Here is an 18,968-nt window from a genome sequence, read left to right as displayed (position 1 = left end):
CTTTTTACTCTAGGTATTCCTTGCTCACCGGGTAAAATGATGGTCTTTCCAGTCCATAATGGAGCTATGTAATGAAGAAGACCCTGATTGCCGGCACCCTGATTGCCCTGTTCAGCCATGCAGCCATGGCCGCCGATGACTGGCGTTTCGCGGCGGGTGCCGATATGTGGAACTCCCAGGGGGGCGGCCAGGTCAGCGGCGTCGGTGCCGATGGCAGCTACGACGACAACTACAACTGGAGCGGCTACCTGCAACTGGAGCACGGCATCTTCCTGCTGCCGAATGCCAAGTTCGAGATGTCCGATTTCAGCACCAGCGGCGGCTCCTTCAGCAACGATCTGCTGGCCTATGATCTGAGCCTCTACTACCGCCTGATGAACAACGATCTGTTCCAGCTCGATCTGGGTCTGACCGGTCGTCGCTACGATGGCGATTTCAACACCCAGCACTACTCCTACGACAAGGATGTGCTGATGGCCTACACCGGTGGTGAAGTGCGCATCCCGGGTACCGGCTTTGCCGCCTTTGGTGATCTGCGGGTGCAGGATGCCGACAACTATGACTACCGCCTGGGCGGTTCCTACAAGTTCTCCACAGTGCCGCTCAAGATCCGTGCCGGCTGGCGTGAAGCCGAGATGGACTTCGACCGCGTCGACCAGACCATCGACGGCTGGTTCATCGGTGGCGAATTCACCTTCTAATCTGACGAAGGGTGGCGATGCGCCACCCGGGCGTGTTTGACGGGCAAGGGTGAGGAGGAGAGATAATGGGCCATATCATAGTGACTGGCGCGGGCTCCGGCCTTGGGCGCGCTCTGACAATCGGACTGGTTGAGCGCGGTCATAGGGTCTCCATGATGGGGCGCCGTTATCACAAGTTGCAGGAGCAGGAGCAGCGGCTCGGCAGCGCCGTGGTCGGCATCGCCGCCGATCTGGCCCACCACGAAGAGGTGGAGATGGCCTTCGGTGCCGCCGTGGCCTGGGGCGGCTTGCCTTCCCTTGTGATCCATTGCGCCGGCGTCGGGGAATTCGGCCCTGTCGGTGTCTACACCGCCGAGCAGGTGCGCCGGGTGGTGGAGAGCAATCTGGTCTCTACCATACTGGTGGCCCAGCAGACGGTGCGCCTCATCGGCGAACAAGGCGGGGTGCTGGCCAATGTGCTTTCCTCCGCGGCCCAGACCGGCAAGGCCAACGAGAGCCTCTACTGCGCCTCCAAATGGGGGATGCGCGGCTTTCTGGAGTCTCTGCGGGCCGAGCTCAAGGGCTCGCCCCTGCGGCTGGTGAACCTCTACCCGAGCGGGATCCGCAGCGAATTCTGGGACAACTCGGATCATGTGGACCCGAGCAGCTTCATGACCCCGGAAGACGCGGCGGCCTACATGCTGGATGCACTGGAGGCGAGAAGCAGCTGCCACGTGACCGATCTCTTTATCGGTCGCAACGCCTGAGGCAGTGTCCTGCCATCCGGCTCCCGTCGTTCACGAAAGCAGAAACAAAAAGCGCGCCATCAGGCGCGCTTTTTTATGGTGGCAAGGGGGTAATTAGCGGCCCAGCTTGGCCTTGAGCATGGCGATAATCTCTTTGATCGCTACTTCCTGTTTCTCGCCGGTGCGGCGGCACTTGTACTCCACCACGCGGTTGTCCAGACCCCGGTCGCCGATGCTCTGGGGCATCGCCAGCGGGATATGGGTAATATGTTGTGCAATGGGATGTGGGAATGATTGATATATTTTAAGGCCGGCATTGTAATGTATTAATTAAGGTTGGCATTATCAAAGTGTAAAAATAAACGTTTAGAGTGAAATGACAAAGCACCTGTTTTTATAATGCGCCATCGCAACTTACCACTCCAGTGTTTAATGTTTAGAATATAACAAATGTATATCCAGCCCCCATACGGAATCATATTTAAATTCTGGAAGGGGTTAATCGTACCTGAGTGACTCATTTTTTAGTCGCATATCCCTGCAGGAAAGACTGAACTGCATGCTTTGATTTTTTGCCAAGGGTTAGCAGCAATTCAAAATCAGGGTTGAAAATGCCATGCCGGCACTCTAATTCCTTTAACAGAGCGAGCCACAGATGCGCCGTCACTTCGGCATCGGCCAAGGCGCGGTGAAATACCCCGTCATTGGGTAAATTCTGGTATTGCACCAAGGTAGCCAACTTATGGTTCGGCGCCTCGGGGAATAACCGTCTCGACAGCAGCAAGGAGCAGGCGAACTGCCCAGGATAGTGCGCCGACAGTCGCTCTATTTCAGCATCCAGAAAGCGCTTGTCGAAGGAGGCATTATGGGCAACCAGATTATCATCACCGATAAACTCGACGAAGTCCGCCATCACCTCGCAGCAAGGTGGCGCCTGTTTCAGCATGGCATTGCTGATCCCGGTATATTGCTCAATAAAGCTGCTTACGTTAAAGCCAGGATTCATCAACGCCGAAAAACGTTCACTGATGTGGCCGTTTTCAATCCGGACGGCGCCAATTTCGATCGCTCTATCACCTTGTCCTGGTGAGAGCCCGGTAGTCTCGAAATCGAGCACGACGACGGTATTGGCTAAGGCAGTGGACATAATCTCTCGGGCAATCTGGATAAAGAACGTCAGTCTAGAAAATCTGCTACTTCATGTACAGCGCAATATCGAGATGCTGCTGGCCCCTTGCTTTTGTGATGAGCAGCAGAGACAGGCAACATATAAAAAGCCCCGAGTGCAATTCACACCCGGGGCCTTTTTATCGAAAACGAAAAGCAGAATTAGCAGGCGCTATTAGCGACCCAGCTTGGCCTTGAGCATGGCGATAATCTCGCCAATGGCCACTTCCTGCTTCTCGCCGGTGCGGCGGCACTTGTACTCCACCACGCCGTTGTCCAGACCCCGGTCGCCGATGACGATGGCGTGCGGGATACCGATCAGCTCCATGTCGGCGAACATCACGCCCGGGCGCTCTTTACGGTCGTCGAACAAGACGTCCACACCGGCGGCTTTCAGCTCTGCGTAGAACTGCTGTGCCTGCTCGGCGACGCGCTCGGACTTGTGCATGTTCATCGGCACTATGGCCACTTCGAACGGGGCTATGGCTTCCGGCCAGATGATGCCGTACTGGTCGTTGTTCTGCTCGATGGCGGCCGCCACCAGACGGGACACACCTATGCCGTAGCAACCCATCTCCATGGTGACGGACTTGCCGCCCTCGTTCAGCACGCTGGCCTTCATGGCTTCGGAGTACTTGGTACCCAGCTGGAAGATGTGGCCCACTTCGATGCCGCGCTTGAGCAGCAGCTTGCCCTGACCGCAGGGGCTGGGGTCGCCTTCCACCACGTTGCGCAGGTCGGCCACTTCATAAGTGGCGATGTCGCGATCCCAGTTGGCACCTGTCAGGTGGAAGCCGGTCTCGTTGGCGCCGCAGACAAAATCGCTCAGCTGGGCAGCGCTGCGATCGACTATGATGCGACCGGCAAAGCCGACCGGGCCTATGGAGCCTGCATCGCAACCGGCGGCAGCCTTGATCTGCTCGTCGTTGGCGAAGGTCAGCGGGTTGGCAACACCCGGAAGCTTCTCGGCCTTGATTTCGTTCAGCTCGTGGTCGCCACGCAGCACCAGGGCGATGACGGCCTGCTTGCCGTGCTCGTCCGTTTCCGCCAGTACCAGCAGGGTCTTGGCGATGGCGGTCGGGGCCACGCTCAGGAAGGCGGCCACTTCGTCTATGGTATGGACGGCCGGGGTGGCGACCTTGGTCAGAGCTTTGGTTGCTGCAGCGCGCTCGCCAGCCGGCGCCAGGGCTTCGGCCATCTCTATGTTGGCGGCGTAGTCGGAGCTGTCGGAGAAGGCGATCAAGTCTTCACCGCTCTCGGCCAGCACCTGGAATTCGTGGGAGCCAGTACCGCCGATGGAGCCGGTATCGGCCTGCACCGGACGGAAGTTCAGACCCATGCGGGTGAAGGCGGCGCAGTAGGCGGCGTGCATCTTCTCGTAGGTCTCGATCAGCGAGGCCTTGTCGATGTGGAAGGAGTAGGCATCCTTCATCAGGAACTCGCGGCCGCGCATCACGCCGAAACGGGGACGCACCTCGTCACGGAACTTGGTCTGGATCTGGTAGAGGTTGAGCGGCAGCTGCTTGTAGCTGTTCACTTCGTAACGGACCAGGGCGGTGATCACCTCTTCGTGGGTCGGGCCCAGCACGAAGGGGCGGTTGTGGCGGTCGGTCAGGCGGCACAGCTCGGGACCGTAGTCATCCCAGCGGCCGGACTCCTGCCACAGCTCGGCGGGTTGCACCACCGGCATGGAGACTTCGATGGCACCAGCATTGTTCATCTCTTCGCGAACAATGTTCTCGATCTTTTTCAGTACCCGCAGACCGGTTGGCAGCCAGGCGTACATGCCGGAGGCCAGTTTACGGATCATCCCGGCACGCAGCATCAGCTGGTGGCTGATGACTTCAGCGTCGGAGGGGGTTTCCTTGAGAGTGGAAAGCAGATATTGGCTGGTACGCATCGCGGTAGACCTTAGCTAGAACGGGCGCGGGGCCCTGGAAAATTTCAAGTGCGGAATTTTAACAGGCCGGGCGTTGCTGCCCAAGGGCTAAATTTGCACAGCGGGAGAAAGCGGGGGCAGGCCCCCGCCTGCGCTAGACCCGAAACTGCGACAGCAGTCGCTGCTGCTGCAAGCTGGCCTGATGGAGGGAGGAGGCGAGCTGCAGGCACTCCTGCGCCTCCTGCTCACCGGTCTGGGCCTGCAGGCTGATGTCCGAGACCTTGTCGGTGGTGTGGCTAAGGGTGTGGGAGAGCTGGCTGGTGGCATCCGCTACCTGTTGCACCATGTCGGCTAGCTGGTCGATGGCCTCCTCTACCTTGAACAGGATCTGCTTGGTGTTGTCGGAATCCGCCATGCCTGATTCCACGGTTTTCAGGTTGCGTTGCATCATCAGATAGGCCTGCTCGGTCTGCTGCTGGATGCTGCTGATCACCTCGGTTATCTCGGCGCTGGAGGCGGCGGTGCGGTTGGCCAGGGTGCGCACCTCGTCGGCCACCACGGCAAAACCGCGACCCATCTCACCAGCCCGGGCGGCTTCGATGGCGGCGTTGAGGGCCAGCAGGTTGGTTTGCTCCGAGATGTTGCTGATGGTGGAGATGATCTGGCCAATCTGGCCAGCCTGCTCCTTGAGGGCATTGATGGCGGTGGCGCACTCGCCCACTTCCACCACCACGCGCTGCATGCCGTTGCTGGCGGAGGTCACGTACTGACTGCTTTCTGCGGTGAGCTGGCGGACCTCGTTGGCATTGTGCGCGGCCAGGCCGCAGTTGTCAGAGATGGAGGTGGCGACCCGCACCATCTGCTCGCTGTCATGGTGTAGCGCCTGGGCATGCTTGGCGGTTTGACGGCTGCTCTGGCTGATGGCCTCGACTCGGTTGACCGAGGTGTGCACGTGGTCGCTGATGTGCTGGTTGTTATCCATGGTGGAGCTGATCATCTTTTGCAGCTTCCCGATGAAGCGGTCCACGCTGCCCGCCAGCGAACCTATCTCATCGTCCCGCTTGAGATTGATCCGCGCGTTGAGATCGCCCTCTCCGGCGGCTATGTCCTGCATGCGCTGATCAACCCGCAGCAGGGGCCTGACTATGGTGCGAACCAGCCAGAAACCGCAGAGGGCGACGATCAGCAGGCTCAGTATCAGGCCACCCAGGATCAGGTTCCTGGTCTGGCCGATGATGGTATTGAGCTGGTTTACCTGATCCTCGACCGTGGCATCCCCCTTGGCCTCGACCTCCACCAGTACCTGCTTGAGCGGTTGGGCGCTGCTCTCGTACCGCACCAGCTGGCTCTGGTAATCGGTCAGGGCCGAGATCCATTCACGGGTCAGGCGACTGTTTTCGGCCAGCAGGGCACGATACTGGGTGGAGAGCGACTGGCCGGCAAACTCCCCCTCACCGGGCACATCGAACAAACCGGTTGCCAGCATGCCGTCGACCGCCTCCTGGTAGAAGCGGCTGGCCTCCGCCAGTTCTGTCTGGATGGCGGGAGTAGGGCCTTCGCTCTGCATCTTCTCCAGGGCATAGAGCCGGCGCAGGAAGCCGATGTTGGCCTCCATGCCGCCGTCGGCGGCATGCCAGCGGGTGGCGAGGCCACCGTTCCAGCTGATGGCCTGATCCGGTGACTGGGTGAGGCTCTCGACTGCGCCATCGCCGACCACTTCCAGCTGGGTGGAGAGGCGGGACATGCGCTCCGAGCTGGCGCGTAGCGCCTGATCGATCCCCGTGAAGGTGCGGTAGAGCGTCAGCAGTATCTCCTGCTGTTGCTGATAGGCCTTTTCCTGCTGTTTCAGGGTCGTGATCGCCGCCGCATCGATGAGCTTGCCTTGCTCCACCCGTTGCAAGGCGTCGGTGGCCGCACGCTTGGCCCGTTGCAGCTCGGGCTCGTCAAGGGGCATGCCTCTGAGCATTTTCTGGATATAGAGCGACTGATTGCCCAGCTCGATGGATCCCTCCATGGCGCCATCGGCCGTTTGCCAGGCTGCACCCAGCACATAGGAGAGCAAATCGGCCAGCCGCTGGCTGCCATACCAGCCGATCACCCCCATGCCCAGTGTGCAGCCGAGCAAGATAGTGAGCCCAAGATTCGATGTCGTGACAATTTTCATGATGCAGGACCTTCCATGGTTCCGAACAAGCCCACTGAGTGTTCGCTCAATGGCCAAGATGCGCCATTCCCGGTGGAAAATAAAGTGACTGCCCATATCTGCGCAGAGAGTATCAGGGTAGGCAGCCTCCCTTGCTGTCCTCCATGGCCCTATGCTGGATACTTATCCAGTTATTCTTTATGCTATGACCCAATTTGCAAGAGTCTGCGTGGCGAGGAAGAGAACATGATCGGTCGCTTGAGAGGCGTCATCATCGAGAAACAACCCCCTGAGGTGCTGATCGAAGTAGGGGGCCTGGGTTATGAAGTGCACATGCCCATGAGCTGCTTCTATGATCTGCCCGAGCTCGGGAAGGAAGCTGTCATTCACACCCACTTCGTGGTGCGCGAAGATGCCCAGCTGCTCTATGGCTTCAACCACAAGCAGGAGCGGGCGCTGTTTCGCGAGCTGATCAAGACCAACGGGGTCGGCCCCAAACTGGCGCTGGCCATCCTCTCCGGCATGACGGCCACCCAGTTCGTGATGAGCGTCGAGCGCGAGGAGATAAGTTCTCTGGTCAAGCTGCCCGGCGTGGGCAAGAAGACCGCCGAGCGGCTGGTGGTGGAGATGAAGGACCGCCTCAAGGGTTGGGTCAGTCACGATCTCTTCTCCCCTGCCGCCATCAGCCTGCCCGCCCAGGAGAGCCAGCTGCGCGCCCCCGATGCCAGTGAAGAGGCAGCCAGCGCCCTGGTGGCGCTCGGTTACAAGCCGCAGCAGGCGAGCCAGATCGTGGCCAAGGTGGCCAGCGAGGGCATGTCGGTGGAAGCCATCATCCGTGAATCCCTGCGCAGCCTGGTGTGAGGATGACAATGAAGCAAGCGGACCATCCCGGGTCACTCTACTGTGACCACGGGGATGCAGAGCGTGAGGTAGTGCATGATTGAAGCGGATCGTCTCATCTCGGCCGGTGCCGCCCGCGAGGACGAGGTCATCGACAGGGCCATCCGGCCCAAGAAGCTGGCGGATTACACCGGGCAGGATCATGTCTGCGACCAGATGGAGATCTTCATCGAGGCCGCCCGCCAGCGCGGTGAGGCCCTCGATCATCTGCTGATCTTCGGCCCGCCCGGGCTCGGCAAGACCACGCTGGCCAACATAGTGGCCAACGAGATGGGGGTCAACATCAAGACTACCTCGGGCCCCGTGCTGGAGAAGGCGGGGGATCTCGCCGCGCTGCTCACCAACCTCGAACCGAACGATGTGCTCTTCATCGACGAGATCCACCGTCTCAGCCCTGTGGTGGAGGAGGTGCTCTATCCGGCCATGGAGGATTACCAGCTCGACATCATGATAGGAGAGGGGCCTGCCGCCCGCTCCATCAAGCTCGATCTGCCTCCCTTCACCCTGATCGGGGCCACCACCCGGGCTGGCTCCCTGACCAGCCCCCTGCGTGACCGTTTCGGGATCGTCCAACGTCTCGAGTTCTACAACGTCAAGGATCTCACCGACATCGTCTCCCGCAGCGCCCGCTGCCTCGGGCTCGACATGTCGGGGGACGGTGCGCTGGAGGTGGCTCGCCGCTCCCGGGGGACCCCGCGGATTGCTAACCGTCTGTTAAGACGGGTGCGGGATTTCGCCCAGGTGAAATCCGATGGCCGCATTGATGGACCCATAGCGGCCCGTGCCATGGACATGCTGGATGTGGACAACGAGGGGTTCGACTTCATGGACCGCAAGCTATTGTTGGCCGTCATCGACAAGTTTATGGGGGGCCCCGTGGGGCTCGACAACCTGGCCGCCGCCATAGGGGAAGAGAAGGACACCATAGAGGACGTGCTGGAGCCTTATCTGATCCAGCAAGGCTATCTGCAACGTACACCCAGAGGGCGGATCGCGACACCGAGAGCTTATGCGCACTTTGGCCTGCAACGGCCAGATGAGCAGTAAAAGCAGCCTTTGAACGACAAACCGCCCCCAAGGGCGGTTTTTTATTGTCCGGGCAAAAAAAAGCCCACGGCGGATGCGGTGGGCAAAGACAATTCAGGATGGATGTTCACAGACAGTGAGTGCGTCTGCAGACCGGTCGGGAAAACACAAAGGAGCCGTCGCGAGGCCTCAGAGTCGGTTCATTTGATAGAGTTGAACGAACGAAAGCTTGTAGTAACGGATGGTCTTGGCAACAAACTTTTTCATCATTAATCCCAACAAACAGGTTCGAAATGTTCATCGAATACGTACCGGGAACCCGGAATGACCGGCCTGTATCCAGAGGTGTGCCCTCACTGCGAGGCGCATTGTAGGAGCTCTTGCCGGGCCGGACAAACAAGAAAATCTATGTGTTTCGGATTAGATAAATTAATGAATTTGCGAGGCGAGTCAATCCGCATAAACATGTGTTTTTGCTGGTTTTAAATTGATTTCATGATGGCCTGCATCATTCTTGAAATACCGGATTGATAAGGGTGAGCCTGCTCATCTCGTCTATTTGATTAACAGAATTGAAACTATTTTGACGAGAGTTAAAATTGATTTAAATCAAGTATTTACGGTTTAATGTTTTTTGTGAGCAAGCTCCCAAAATTAATGGGGAACGGCTTGTAAGTTGCCTTGAAAAGGCATGTATTGATGATGGGTTTACATTGATTTCAATCAAATAAAGATGATATAAAACAGCCATCATTATAGGCGAGAATAGAACTGCAGTTAATGTTTACCAGATGTTAAACATTAGCTTTTTTTGTTCCTCTATATTGCCTTGTTGTTAATGTGGTGGCAGTCGAATCCGGTCAGTCCGCGAGGGGTGATCGACCATTCGGGGACTTCCAATGGAAGCTTTGTCCTTAAAACTTAAAATAGCCGTGCCAATAATCGGTGAGGAAACATCATGATTGCTGAGCATGTGGTAGACCTATCGCGGTTCCAATTCGCTGCGACGGCCCTTTATCACTTCCTGTTTGTACCCCTGACGCTGGGAATGGCCTTCATTCTGGCGATCATGGAGTCTGTCTATGTGATGACCAACAACACAGTGTACCGGGACATGACCAAGTTCTGGGGCAAGTTGTTTGGTATCAACTTCGCCCTTGGGGTTACCACCGGGCTCACCATGGAGTTTCAGTTCGGTACCAACTGGGCTTACTACTCCCACTATGTCGGCGATATCTTCGGGGCCCCGCTGGCCATCGAAGGCTTGATGGCCTTCTTCCTGGAGTCCACCTTCGTCGGCATGTTCTTCTTCGGTTGGGATCGCCTCACCAAGCGCCAGCATCTGGCGGCAACCTGGCTGATGGCTCTTGGGACCAACCTCTCCGCCCTCTGGATCCTGGTCGCCAACGGCTGGATGCAGAACCCGGTCGGTGCCGAATTCAACTTCGAATCCATGCGGATGGAGATGGTGAGCTTCGCCGATCTGGTGTTCAACCCTGTTGCTCAGGTCAAGTTCGTCCACACAGTGGCGGCGGGCTATACCACGGGCGCCATGTTCGTGTTGGGCATCTCCTCCTACTACCTGCTGAAGAATCGTGATGTGGCCTTCGCCCGTCGCTCCTTCGCCATCGCGGCCGCGTTCGGCATGGCCTCCATCCTCTCCGTGCTGGTGCTGGGTGACGAGTCCGGCTACGAGACCGGGGAAGTGCAGAAGGTGAAACTGGCGGCCATCGAGGCCGAGTGGAACACAGAGCCGGCTCCTGCGTCCTTCACCCTGTTCGGCATTCCGAACCAGGAAGAGATGCGCACCGACTACGCCATCAAGATCCCTTATGCCCTCGGCATCATAGCGACCCGTTCCCTGGACGGTCAGGTGACCGGTCTCAAGGATCTGAAGAGCGAGCATGAAGTGCGCGTGCGCAGCGGCATGACCGCCTACGATCTGCTGACCAAGCTGCAATCCGGCGACAAGTCAGACGAGACCCGCGCTCGCTTCGACGAAGTGAAGCAGGATCTGGGCTACGGTCTGCTGCTCAAGCGTTACACCGCCAACGTGACCGACGCGACCGACGATCAGATCAAGGCCGCCGTGGATGACTCCATCCCGCAGGTACTGCCGCTGTTCTTCGCCTTCCGCATCATGGTTGCCTGCGGCATGTTGATGCTGGTGCTGATCGGTCTGGCCTTCTATGACAGCACTCGCCACAAGATCGGTGAGCGCAAGTGGTTGCTCAAGGCGCTGCTGTACGGCATCCCGCTGCCCTGGATCGCCATCGAGGCGGGCTGGTTTGTCGCCGAGTACGGTCGCCAACCCTGGACCATAGCCGAGATGCTGCCGACCTCAGTCTCCGCATCCAATATCCCTGCGTCCGAGATCTGGTTCTCCCTGATCGGGATCTGCCTGTTCTACACCGTACTGCTGATCATCGAGATGTACCTGATGTTCAAGTATGCGCGTCTGGGCCCAAGCAGCCTGAAGACGGGCAAGTACCACTTCGAACAGAGCAAGGCATAAGGAGAGTAACCCATGTTTGATTACGAAATGTTGCGTCTGGTCTGGTGGGTCTTGGTCGGCGTGCTGCTGATCGGCTTCGCCATCACCGACGGCTTCGATATGGGGGTCGGTGCCCTGCTCCCCTTCGTCGGCAAGAAGGATGTGGAGCGTCGGGTGATGCTCAACACCATGGGGCCGCACTGGGAAGGCAACCAGGTCTGGCTGGTCACCGCGGGCGGTGCCCTGTTCGCGGCCTGGCCCATGGTCTATGCGGCGGCCTTCTCCGGCTTCTACATCGCCATGATCCTGACCCTGATGGCGCTCTTCTTCCGTCCGGTCGGCTTCAAGTACCGCTCCCTGCAGGAAGGCGCCCAGTGGCGCACCAGCTGGGACTGGGCGCTGTTCGCCGGTAGTGCCATTCCCCCCGTCATCTTCGGGGTAGCCTTCGGCAACCTGCTGCAAGGGGTACCGTTCAGCTTCAACCAGTTCCTGATGCTGACCTACCACGGCAACTTCTTCGGCCTGCTCAACCCGTTCGGCTTGCTGGCTGGTCTGGTGAGCCTGTTCATGATAGTGACCCAGGGCGCTGCCTGGCTGATGATGAAGACCGAAGGTGAAGTGCTGGCTCGCTCCCGTACCGCCGCCATGATCTTCTCCCTGCTGACCCTGGTGCTGTTTGCCCTGGCCGGTGTCTGGGTGAGCGGCATGGATGGCTATGTGATCGTGGGCGCTGTCGCCACCGACGCCGTCACCAACCCGCTTCACAAGGAAGTGGTGGTGCAGGCCGGTGCCTGGATGCAGAACTACAACCTCTATCCCTGGATGATTGCAGCCCCCGTGCTGGGTCTGGTGATGAGCCTGCTGACCGCGCTTGCGGCCAAGCTGGGCAAGGGCTGGATGGCGTTCCTGTTCTCCTCCCTGGCCATTGCCGGCATCATACTGACCGCGGGCTTCTCCATGTTCCCGTTCGTGATGCCCTCCAGCCTGGAGCCGTCCCAGAGCCTGACCATGTGGGATGCCACCGCCTCCTTCAACACCCTCAAGGTGATGACGGTAGTCGCAGTCGTCTTCGTACCGACAGTGCTGGCTTACACCATCTGGACCTACATCAAGATGTTTGGCCGGGTGAGTAACAAGCACATCGAAGACAACCAACAATCGCTCTACTAAGAAGGTGCCCTGATATGTGGTATTTCACCTGGATCCTGGGGCTGTTGCTGGCCTGTGCGTTTGGGATCATCAATGCGCTCTGGCTGGAGCACACCGAGAACCTGGATCGTCAGATCGATGAAGACAAGTGACAGGCTCGCCCGGCTGGCCGCTCCTCTGGAGCGCCAGCCATGGCAAGGTCTGATGTTGCTGGCGGCGGCCCTGCTGGGCGTCGCCATCTTGCAGGCACCGAATCTGGTGGCCGCCAACACCAGTGACCACGGTCTCTGGCTGGCCCCTTGGCTGATGTGGGCGGTCTGCTGCGGCGTCATGCACGGACTGGGGTTCCACCCCCGCAGCCTGGTTGGCCGCGTGCTGTTTTTCCCCTGGCTCGCCTTGCCAAGCCTGTTGTACGGGCTCTGGCTGACCAGCGGGTATTACCTGCCATAAACACTGAGGGAGGCCAGACATTTTCTGCCTCCCTCTGCTTTTGTACCCCGCAGTGCGGCCGTGGTTTTGCCCCCGGCGGATCGGCCGTTATTGCCTGCCATAAAAAACAGGGGGAGATGGGATTTCCCTGTCTCCCCCTGCTTCTTTCCTATTCAGCCCTGCGCTATGATAGCCCCCCATCTGACTGTCGAATGGATCACAGATTTTTATGGGGGAAGTCTCTGAGTTTCCGGTACGTGTCTACTACGAAGACACAGACGCCGGAGGCATCGTCTACAACGCCAATTATCTCAAGTTTATGGAACGGGCTCGCACCGAGTTCCTGCGCGCCGGCGACATCGAGCAAGATGTCCTGTTGCAGGCGGGGATCGCCTTCGTGGTGAGTCGCACCGAGATCGATTTCCGCTCCGCGGCCCGCTTCAATGAACTGCTGACCGTATTGACGCAAGTGACTGAAGTGAAACGTGCTTCCATGCGCTTTTCACAGCAGATCCTGGCGGCTGATGGACGACTGATCACCCAGGCCATGGTACAGATTGCCTGTGTCAGTCATCCGCAAATGAAACCTGTTGCAATACCTGAAAAAATCAAGGGAGTGCTGTTAAGTGCACGCTGAAATTTCGTTTATTGGTCTGTTCTGGCAAGCCAGTCTGCTGGTGAAACTGGTCATGATGACCCTGATGGGCATGTCGGTCGTCTCCTGGGCGCTGATCATCCAGCGTTCCAAGGTCATCAAGGCGGCCAACCTCGCCTCGGAGCAGTTTGAAGACAGATTCTGGTCCGGCGTCGACCTCAACCGTCTCTATCAGGAGTCCTCTTCCCGCCGCGATGACATCGAAGGCATGGAAGACATCTTCTATTCCGGCTTCAAGGAGTATGCCCGCCTGCTCAAGGCCGGCGCCCGTGGCCAGGATGCGGTGATGGACGGTACCTATCGTGCCATGCGCGTTTCGCTGTCCCGTGCGGTGGACGAACTGGAATCCAACCTGCCAGTGCTGGCGACCGTCGGCTCCATCAGCCCCTATATCGGCCTGTTTGGTACCGTATGGGGCATCATGAACGCCTTTATCGCCCTGGGTCAGGTGCAGCAGGCGACCCTGCAGATGGTGGCACCGGGCATCGCGGAGGCGCTGATCGCCACCGCCATGGGTCTGTTCGCGGCCATTCCAGCGGTTATTTTCTATAACAGATTCACCAACAAGGTAGAGAAGCTGGAGAACGCCTACGCCAACTTCATGGACGAGTTCACCACCATACTGAACCGTCAGATTGCACAGCAGCAGGGTGACAAGTAAATGCAAACCTATCAGCGGATCCGGCGCAAGAAGGTCGCCGAGATCAACGTGGTGCCCTATATCGACGTCATGCTGGTGCTGCTCATCATCTTCATGGCGGTGACGCCGGTGATCACGCAAGGGGTCAAGGTGGATCTGCCCCAGGCGGAGTCCGAGCAGTTGCCCGAGGACGCCAAGCCCCCCTTCATCGTCAGCGTCAACACCGAGGGTGAGTACGTCATCAAGGCCGGTGAGGCGGATGACGAGCCAGTGCCAACTGGCACGCCCGAGGCGATGCAGCAATACATCACCGAGAAGGCCATGGGTTATCTGGCCATCAACCAGAACGCTCCCGTGGTGGTGGCGGGTGACAAGTCCGTGCGTTACGAAGAGGTGATCCTGCTGATGGTGGCCCTCAAGAAAGCCGGTGTGCCTCAGGTTGGCCTGATGACGGATCCGGTGAACTGACGGAGATGGATGTGAAGCGTGGTATTTCCGGTTATCTCGTCGCGTCGCTGCTGCTGCATCTGATCATCGGCATCATACTGCTGGTCGGTGTCGACTTCAGCAAGCCCAAGCGCCCCGAGTCGAAGGGACAGATCGTCAATGCGGTGATGCTGGACAGCGAGTTCCTGGAGCAACAGGCACAGCAGATCCAGCAGCAGAAAGCTCAGCCCAAGGCTGCCCAGCAGCAGAAAGAGAAGGACAAGGAAGACGCCGATCAGGCCCGGCGCGAGCTGGCGAAGGAGCAGGAGCGTCTGCGCATCGCCGAGACCAAGCGCAAGGAGGCCGAGGAGGCCACCCGCAAGGCCGAGACCGAGAAGCAGAAGAAGGTAGCCGAGCAGAAGCAGGCGGAAGAGCAGGCCCAGAAGGCCGAGGAAGCCCGCAAGCTGGAGGCGCAGAAGACCAAGCAGGCCGAAGCCAAGCGCCAGGAAGAGGAACTCGCCAAGGCGCTGGCGCTCAAGAAAAAGAAAGAAGAGCTGGAGAAGAAGCAGGCCGAAGAGAAAGCCAAGGCGAAGGCGGATGCGGCCAAGAAGGCTGAAGCCGACAAGAAGGCCAAGGCCGAGGCTGAGAAGAAAGCCAAGGCGGAAGCCGAGAAGAATGCCAAGGCTGAGGCAGAGAAAAAGGCTGCAGATGAAGCCGCCAAGAAGGCAAAAGCTGACGCAGACAAGAAGGCGAAGGCCGAGGCTGACAAGAAGGCCAAGATAGAGGCGGAGCGCAAGCGCAAGGCGGCCGAGGAGGCCAAGTTGCAGAAAGAGATGGAAGCCATGATGCAGCAGCAGCTGGAGGCCGAGGCCAATTCCCGCAGCCAGGCCGCATCGGCTGCGGCTCAGGGGGAAGCCCAGAAATATGCCGCCCTCATCGCCGCCACGGTGGAGCGCTATATGATTTTGGATCCCACCATGCGGGGCAAAACCTGTACTATCGGTGTCAAATTGGCCAGTACCGGCTTTGTCATCTCGGTGGACAACGGTCAGGGTGACCCGGCGGTCTGCCGCTCCGGCAAGGCTGCTGTGCTGAAGGCGAATCAGTTGCCGGTGCCGAAGGATCCTGCGGTATTCGAGCAGTTGAAGGAACTTAACCTCAAGTTAGAACCTAGCATCTAGACGTGATAAAACGGGGTCATTGACCGTGGTTGGCAGCATCTGCTGATAAAGGAATTTCACCTCTCATTTTTATTGGAACAGAGTATTTAAGCCATGATAAGAAAAGTGTTTTTTGCTTTGGTTGGCTGCCTTCTGCTAGGCCAGAGCGCTCAGGCGGCCTTGGACATCGTCATCACCGGCGGTATTGACAGTGCTCGCCCCATCGCCATAGCCCCCTTCAAGTGGGAGGGCAATGGTCAACTGCCACAGGACATCGCCGAGGTGGTCTCCAACGACCTGATGCGCAGCGGCAAGTTCAAGCCGCTGGCCCGTGGCCAGATGCCGCAGACCCCGAGCAGCAGTGGCGAGATCAACTTCGCCCCCTGGGCGTCCCAGGGTGTGGAGGCCGTGGTGGTCGGTTCCATCGCGGCGGTGGGTGATGGCACCTACAAGATCAACTTCGAGCTGGTCGACGTTCTGAAGGGCCAGCTGGCCAAGACCCAGGGCGGCGAAGCGAATGGTTACATCCTCGACAGCCGCATGGCGACCATACCGGGTGCCCAGATGCGCCAGTTCGCCCACCGCATCTCCGACATTGTCTACGAGCGCCTGACCGGTGAGCGTGGTGCCTTCCTGACCCGACTGGCCTATGTCTCCGTCCAGCAGGGCACCCAGTTCCCGTACCAGCTGCGTATCTCCGATTACGATGGCTACAACGAGAAGACCCTGCTGCGCTCCCGCGAGCCGTTGATGTCACCGGCTTGGTCGCCGGATGGCAGCAAGCTGGCCTATGTGAGTTTCGAGAACCAGAAGTCCGAGATCTATGTGCAGGACATCTATACCCAGCAACGCAGTCTGATCACCAGTTTCCGTGGCATCAACGGTGCCCCCGAGTGGTCACCAGATGGTCGCCGTTTGGCTATTGTTTTGTCCAAAGATGGGCAGCCTGATCTCTATGTTGTTGATGTTGCTAGCAAGCAACTCACTCGAGTCACAAATAACCGTACCATAGACACCGAACCCTCCTGGATGCCGGACGGTCAAACTTTGCTGTTCACCTCTGAACGTGGTGGCAAACCCCAGATTTATAGCGTAAATTTGGCGACTGGCGTCACTCGCCGGATGACCTGGGAAGGGGATTCCAACCAGGGTGCATCCATCACGCCGGACGGCAAGTCCATGGTGGTGGTGACCCGGGTTCAGGGACAATATCGCATCGCTCGCCAGGATATGGAAAACGGAGCCATGTTGGTACTGACCCAGAGTGCTCTCGATGAGTCGCCAAGTGTGGCTCCCAATGGCAGCATGATCATTTATGCCACCATCTATCAGGGTCGTAAGAGTCTTGCGTTGGTGTCGACCGATGGTCGCTTCAAGGCAGTGCTTCCGACCAGTAGCGGTGAAATTCGTGCACCAGCTTGGTCGCCCTTCTTGAATTGATAAAAAAATCGATTGTTTTTTGTTTTGTTATAAAGGTTTAAGGAAATAGCATGCAACTCAATAAACTGCTCAAGGGTCTGGCCATCGCACTGCCACTGTTCACCCTGGCTGCCTGTAGTTCTTCTTCCGACTCCGACGCCGCTGGCGCCGAGTCTGGCATGACCGACGGCATGGGCGGTGTACAAACCGGTGGCGCCAACGGCATGTTGTCCCCGGAAGAGCAGATGCGTCAGAAGTTCGAAGCTCTGCAGCGCGATAACGTGATCTACTTCCCGTACGATGGTTACGACATTCAGGGTCAGTACGCCGACCTGCTGGATGCCCATGCCAGCTACCTGCGTGAGCGTCCGAGCGTCAAGGTGTTGATCGAAGGCCACGCCGATGAGCGCGGTACTCCGGAATACAACATCGCCCTGGGCGAGCGTCGTGCCAAGGCCGTTGCCAAGTATCTGCAAACCCTGGGTGTGCAGGCCGAGCAGCTCTCCATCGTCAGCTATGGCGAAGAGAAGCCGCTGGATCTGTCCCACACCGAGGATGCCTTTGCCAAAAACCGCCGTGCGGTTCTGGTTTACTAAGGTTTGAATCGAACGAAGTTCGTTTATATGCAAGCGGCCATTTCGATGGCCGTTTTATTTGCACTAAACGCCAAGGTTTGATCCGAATGAAATCTGTATAAGCGAGCGACTATGGCGCTGGCCGTTTTATTTGCACTAAACGCTAAGGTTTGATCCGAATGAAATCTGTGTACAAGCAAGCTGTTGTTGCGCTGGCCGTATTGGTTGCTCTGAATGCGCATGCGGCGGCTCCTGTCAGCGATCTGGGCGGTGACTCGGGTGGTGGGGTTGTCCTTAGCGGCAACAACGGTGCCATAGTGCCCACGGGCAGCCTGGAAGACAGGGTCGCCCTGCTGGAGCGCACCCTGAACGCCCGTCTGCGCCTGCAGGCCGAGCTGCAACAACAGGTCGACTCCCTGCAAGGGGAAGTCTCCGAACTGCGTGGTCAGCTGGAGCAGCAGACTTACCAGATGGAGCAGTCGCAAGAGCGTCAGCGCCAGCTCTATCAGGAGCTCGACAAGGTGGCCAACAGCCAGCCTGCCGCCGCAGCGCCCGCGACTCCTGCAGCCGGCGCCACGACGCCTGCCGCCGCGGCCAACTACTCGACCAATCAGGACGAGAACCAGGCCTATGACGCAGCCGTGAACATGGTGCTCAAGGAGAAGAACTACGACAAGGCCATTCCTGCCTTCGAAGGGTTCATCAAACAGTTCCCGAGCTCCAGCTATGTTCCCAATGCGCATTACTGGCTCGGCCAGCTGATGTTCAACAAGGGTGACAGAGCCGGTGCAGCCAGCCAGTTCTCCACTGTGGCGAACAAGTACAGCAAGTCGCCCAAGCGGGCCGATGCCCTGCTGAAACTCGGCATGCTGGCGCAGCTCGATGGCAAGAAAGCAGAAGCCAAGACCTTCTATGAGCAGGTGATCAAGGGTTACCCCAATACCTCGCCAGCCCAGTTGGCCAAGCAGAGCCTCGGCAAGCTGTAACATTGCTGCATGTCACTGTTTTCGTAACAGTCTTGTAAATGCGGCTCTGCTTTGTATGCGCAGTGAGCAAACAGATTTAATTTAAGATTTTTCTATTGCGCCAGGATGATAAATCCGTAATATAGGCCGCCGTCAGAGCCGGTGCAGCAGTGCGCTCGGAACTGGTCGTGGTGAGGGTCGTTAGCTCAGTCGGTAGAGCAGTTGACTTTTAATCAATTGGTCGCTGGTTCGAATCCAGCACGACCCACCATTTCTTCACAACGGGTGAAGACAGAATTCCCAGGTCGTTTAGCTCAGCTGGGAGAGCACCTCCCTTACAAGGAGGGGGTCACTGGTTCGAGCCCAGTAACGACCACCAGTTTTAACGCGGTCTGCCACAGCAGGCGGTGACAGGTTCAAGGTGTGGGTCGTTAGCTCAGTTGGTAGAGCAGTTGACTCTTAATCAATTGGTCGCTGGTTCGAACCCAGCACGACCCACCAATCTTGACCACAGA

General features: G+C 58.3%; 18 protein-coding genes, 3 tRNA genes and 1 pseudogene. 18 read left to right on the top strand and 4 right to left on the bottom strand.

Annotated elements, in window-relative coordinates; all coding sequences use genetic code 11:
* Nucleotides 1-71: 71 nt before the first annotated feature.
* Entirely contained in the window at nt 72-701 is a 630-nt protein-coding gene (locus G4923_RS20905; protein WP_106884924.1) for a TIGR04219 family outer membrane beta-barrel protein, read from the top strand.
* Nucleotides 702-766: 65 nt separating this feature from the next.
* Nucleotides 767-1,447: an SDR family oxidoreductase gene (locus tag G4923_RS20900; protein ID WP_106884923.1), complete on the top strand. Its 681-nt coding sequence runs from the start codon at nt 767-769 to the stop codon at nt 1,445-1,447.
* A gap of 93 nt (nt 1,448-1,540) precedes the next feature.
* Here G4923_RS20900 and G4923_RS21395 read toward each other — a convergent pair.
* The 4 genes and pseudogenes from G4923_RS21395 to G4923_RS20885 all read right to left on the bottom strand — a co-directional run.
* Nucleotides 1,541-1,660: pseudogene (locus G4923_RS21395) on the bottom strand (His/Gly/Thr/Pro-type tRNA ligase C-terminal domain-containing protein); the annotation flags it as partial.
* Between the two features lie 283 nt (nt 1,661-1,943).
* A complete protein-coding gene (locus G4923_RS20895) occupies nt 1,944-2,573 on the bottom strand; it encodes a 3'-5' exonuclease (RefSeq protein ID WP_163138177.1) in 630 nt (209 codons plus the stop codon).
* A 195-nt stretch (nt 2,574-2,768) separates the two neighbouring features.
* Nucleotides 2,769-4,493: a proline--tRNA ligase gene (locus G4923_RS20890; RefSeq protein ID WP_163138176.1), complete on the bottom strand. Its 1,725-nt coding sequence runs from the start codon at nt 4,491-4,493 to the stop codon at nt 2,769-2,771.
* Nucleotides 4,494-4,626: 133 nt separating this feature from the next.
* Nucleotides 4,627-6,636: a methyl-accepting chemotaxis protein gene (locus tag G4923_RS20885; protein ID WP_163138175.1), complete on the bottom strand. Its 2,010-nt coding sequence runs from the start codon at nt 6,634-6,636 to the stop codon at nt 4,627-4,629.
* Between the two features lie 225 nt (nt 6,637-6,861).
* On the opposite strand from G4923_RS20885, the gene ruvA reads away from it, so the two are divergent.
* The 16 genes from ruvA to G4923_RS20805 all read left to right on the top strand — a co-directional run bounded on the left by ruvA (nt 6,862) and on the right by G4923_RS20805 (nt 18,954).
* Nucleotides 6,862-7,476, top strand: a complete 615-nt coding sequence (gene ruvA, locus G4923_RS20880) for a Holliday junction branch migration protein RuvA (protein ID WP_043128860.1) — start codon at nt 6,862-6,864, stop codon at nt 7,474-7,476.
* Between the two features lie 75 nt (nt 7,477-7,551).
* Nucleotides 7,552-8,562 (top strand): Holliday junction branch migration DNA helicase RuvB, encoded by a 1,011-nt coding sequence (ruvB, locus tag G4923_RS20875; RefSeq protein ID WP_025325798.1) that lies wholly within the window; start codon nt 7,552-7,554, stop codon nt 8,560-8,562.
* Between the two features lie 937 nt (nt 8,563-9,499).
* Entirely contained in the window at nt 9,500-11,056 is a 1,557-nt protein-coding gene (gene cydA / locus G4923_RS20870) for a cytochrome ubiquinol oxidase subunit I (protein ID WP_111913293.1), read from the top strand.
* A 12-nt stretch (nt 11,057-11,068) separates the two neighbouring features.
* Nucleotides 11,069-12,205: a cytochrome d ubiquinol oxidase subunit II gene (gene cydB / locus G4923_RS20865; protein ID WP_042650005.1), complete on the top strand. Its 1,137-nt coding sequence runs from the start codon at nt 11,069-11,071 to the stop codon at nt 12,203-12,205.
* A 14-nt stretch (nt 12,206-12,219) separates the two neighbouring features.
* Complete coding sequence (gene cydX / locus G4923_RS20860; RefSeq protein WP_005331536.1) at nt 12,220-12,336, top strand: cytochrome bd-I oxidase subunit CydX; 117 nt, start codon at nt 12,220-12,222, stop codon at nt 12,334-12,336.
* Entirely contained in the window at nt 12,323-12,634 is a 312-nt protein-coding gene (locus tag G4923_RS20855; RefSeq protein WP_041204185.1) for a cyd operon YbgE family protein, read from the top strand. Before cydX ends, G4923_RS20855 begins: the two co-directional genes overlap by 14 nt.
* 208 nt (nt 12,635-12,842) lie before the next feature.
* Nucleotides 12,843-13,250: a tol-pal system-associated acyl-CoA thioesterase gene (gene ybgC / locus G4923_RS20850; RefSeq protein ID WP_005331541.1), complete on the top strand. Its 408-nt coding sequence runs from the start codon at nt 12,843-12,845 to the stop codon at nt 13,248-13,250.
* The gene (gene tolQ, locus G4923_RS20845) at nt 13,240-13,929 is read left to right on the top strand and encodes a protein TolQ (protein WP_025325802.1); all 690 of its coding nucleotides are present in this window, start codon (nt 13,240-13,242) and stop codon (nt 13,927-13,929) included. Before ybgC ends, tolQ begins: the two co-directional genes overlap by 11 nt.
* The gene (gene tolR / locus G4923_RS20840; protein WP_042064656.1) at nt 13,930-14,376 is read left to right on the top strand and encodes a protein TolR; all 447 of its coding nucleotides are present in this window, start codon (nt 13,930-13,932) and stop codon (nt 14,374-14,376) included.
* A 5-nt stretch (nt 14,377-14,381) separates the two neighbouring features.
* The gene (gene tolA, locus G4923_RS20835) at nt 14,382-15,515 is read left to right on the top strand and encodes a cell envelope integrity protein TolA (protein WP_163138174.1); all 1,134 of its coding nucleotides are present in this window, start codon (nt 14,382-14,384) and stop codon (nt 15,513-15,515) included.
* A 93-nt stretch (nt 15,516-15,608) separates the two neighbouring features.
* Nucleotides 15,609-16,934 (top strand): Tol-Pal system beta propeller repeat protein TolB, encoded by a 1,326-nt coding sequence (gene tolB, locus G4923_RS20830; protein ID WP_041206742.1) that lies wholly within the window; start codon nt 15,609-15,611, stop codon nt 16,932-16,934.
* A 50-nt stretch (nt 16,935-16,984) separates the two neighbouring features.
* Nucleotides 16,985-17,509, top strand: coding sequence for a peptidoglycan-associated lipoprotein Pal (gene pal, locus G4923_RS20825; protein WP_005331552.1), 525 nt, complete (start codon nt 16,985-16,987; stop codon nt 17,507-17,509).
* Between the two features lie 158 nt (nt 17,510-17,667).
* Nucleotides 17,668-18,474: a tol-pal system protein YbgF gene (ybgF, locus tag G4923_RS20820; protein ID WP_162520034.1), complete on the top strand. Its 807-nt coding sequence runs from the start codon at nt 17,668-17,670 to the stop codon at nt 18,472-18,474.
* 174 nt (nt 18,475-18,648) lie between these two features.
* Nucleotides 18,649-18,724 (top strand) — tRNA-Lys (locus tag G4923_RS20815).
* A 32-nt stretch (nt 18,725-18,756) separates the two neighbouring features.
* A tRNA-Val gene (locus G4923_RS20810) sits at nt 18,757-18,832 on the top strand.
* A 46-nt stretch (nt 18,833-18,878) separates the two neighbouring features.
* Nucleotides 18,879-18,954, top strand: a tRNA-Lys gene (locus G4923_RS20805).
* The last annotated feature ends 14 nt before the right edge of the window (nt 18,955-18,968 follow it).

The sequence above is a fragment of the Aeromonas rivipollensis genome, from assembly GCF_010974825.1.
Taxonomy (GTDB): Bacteria; Pseudomonadota; Gammaproteobacteria; order Enterobacterales; family Aeromonadaceae; genus Aeromonas; species Aeromonas rivipollensis.
This window is presented reverse-complemented; position numbering and strand designations above follow the sequence as displayed.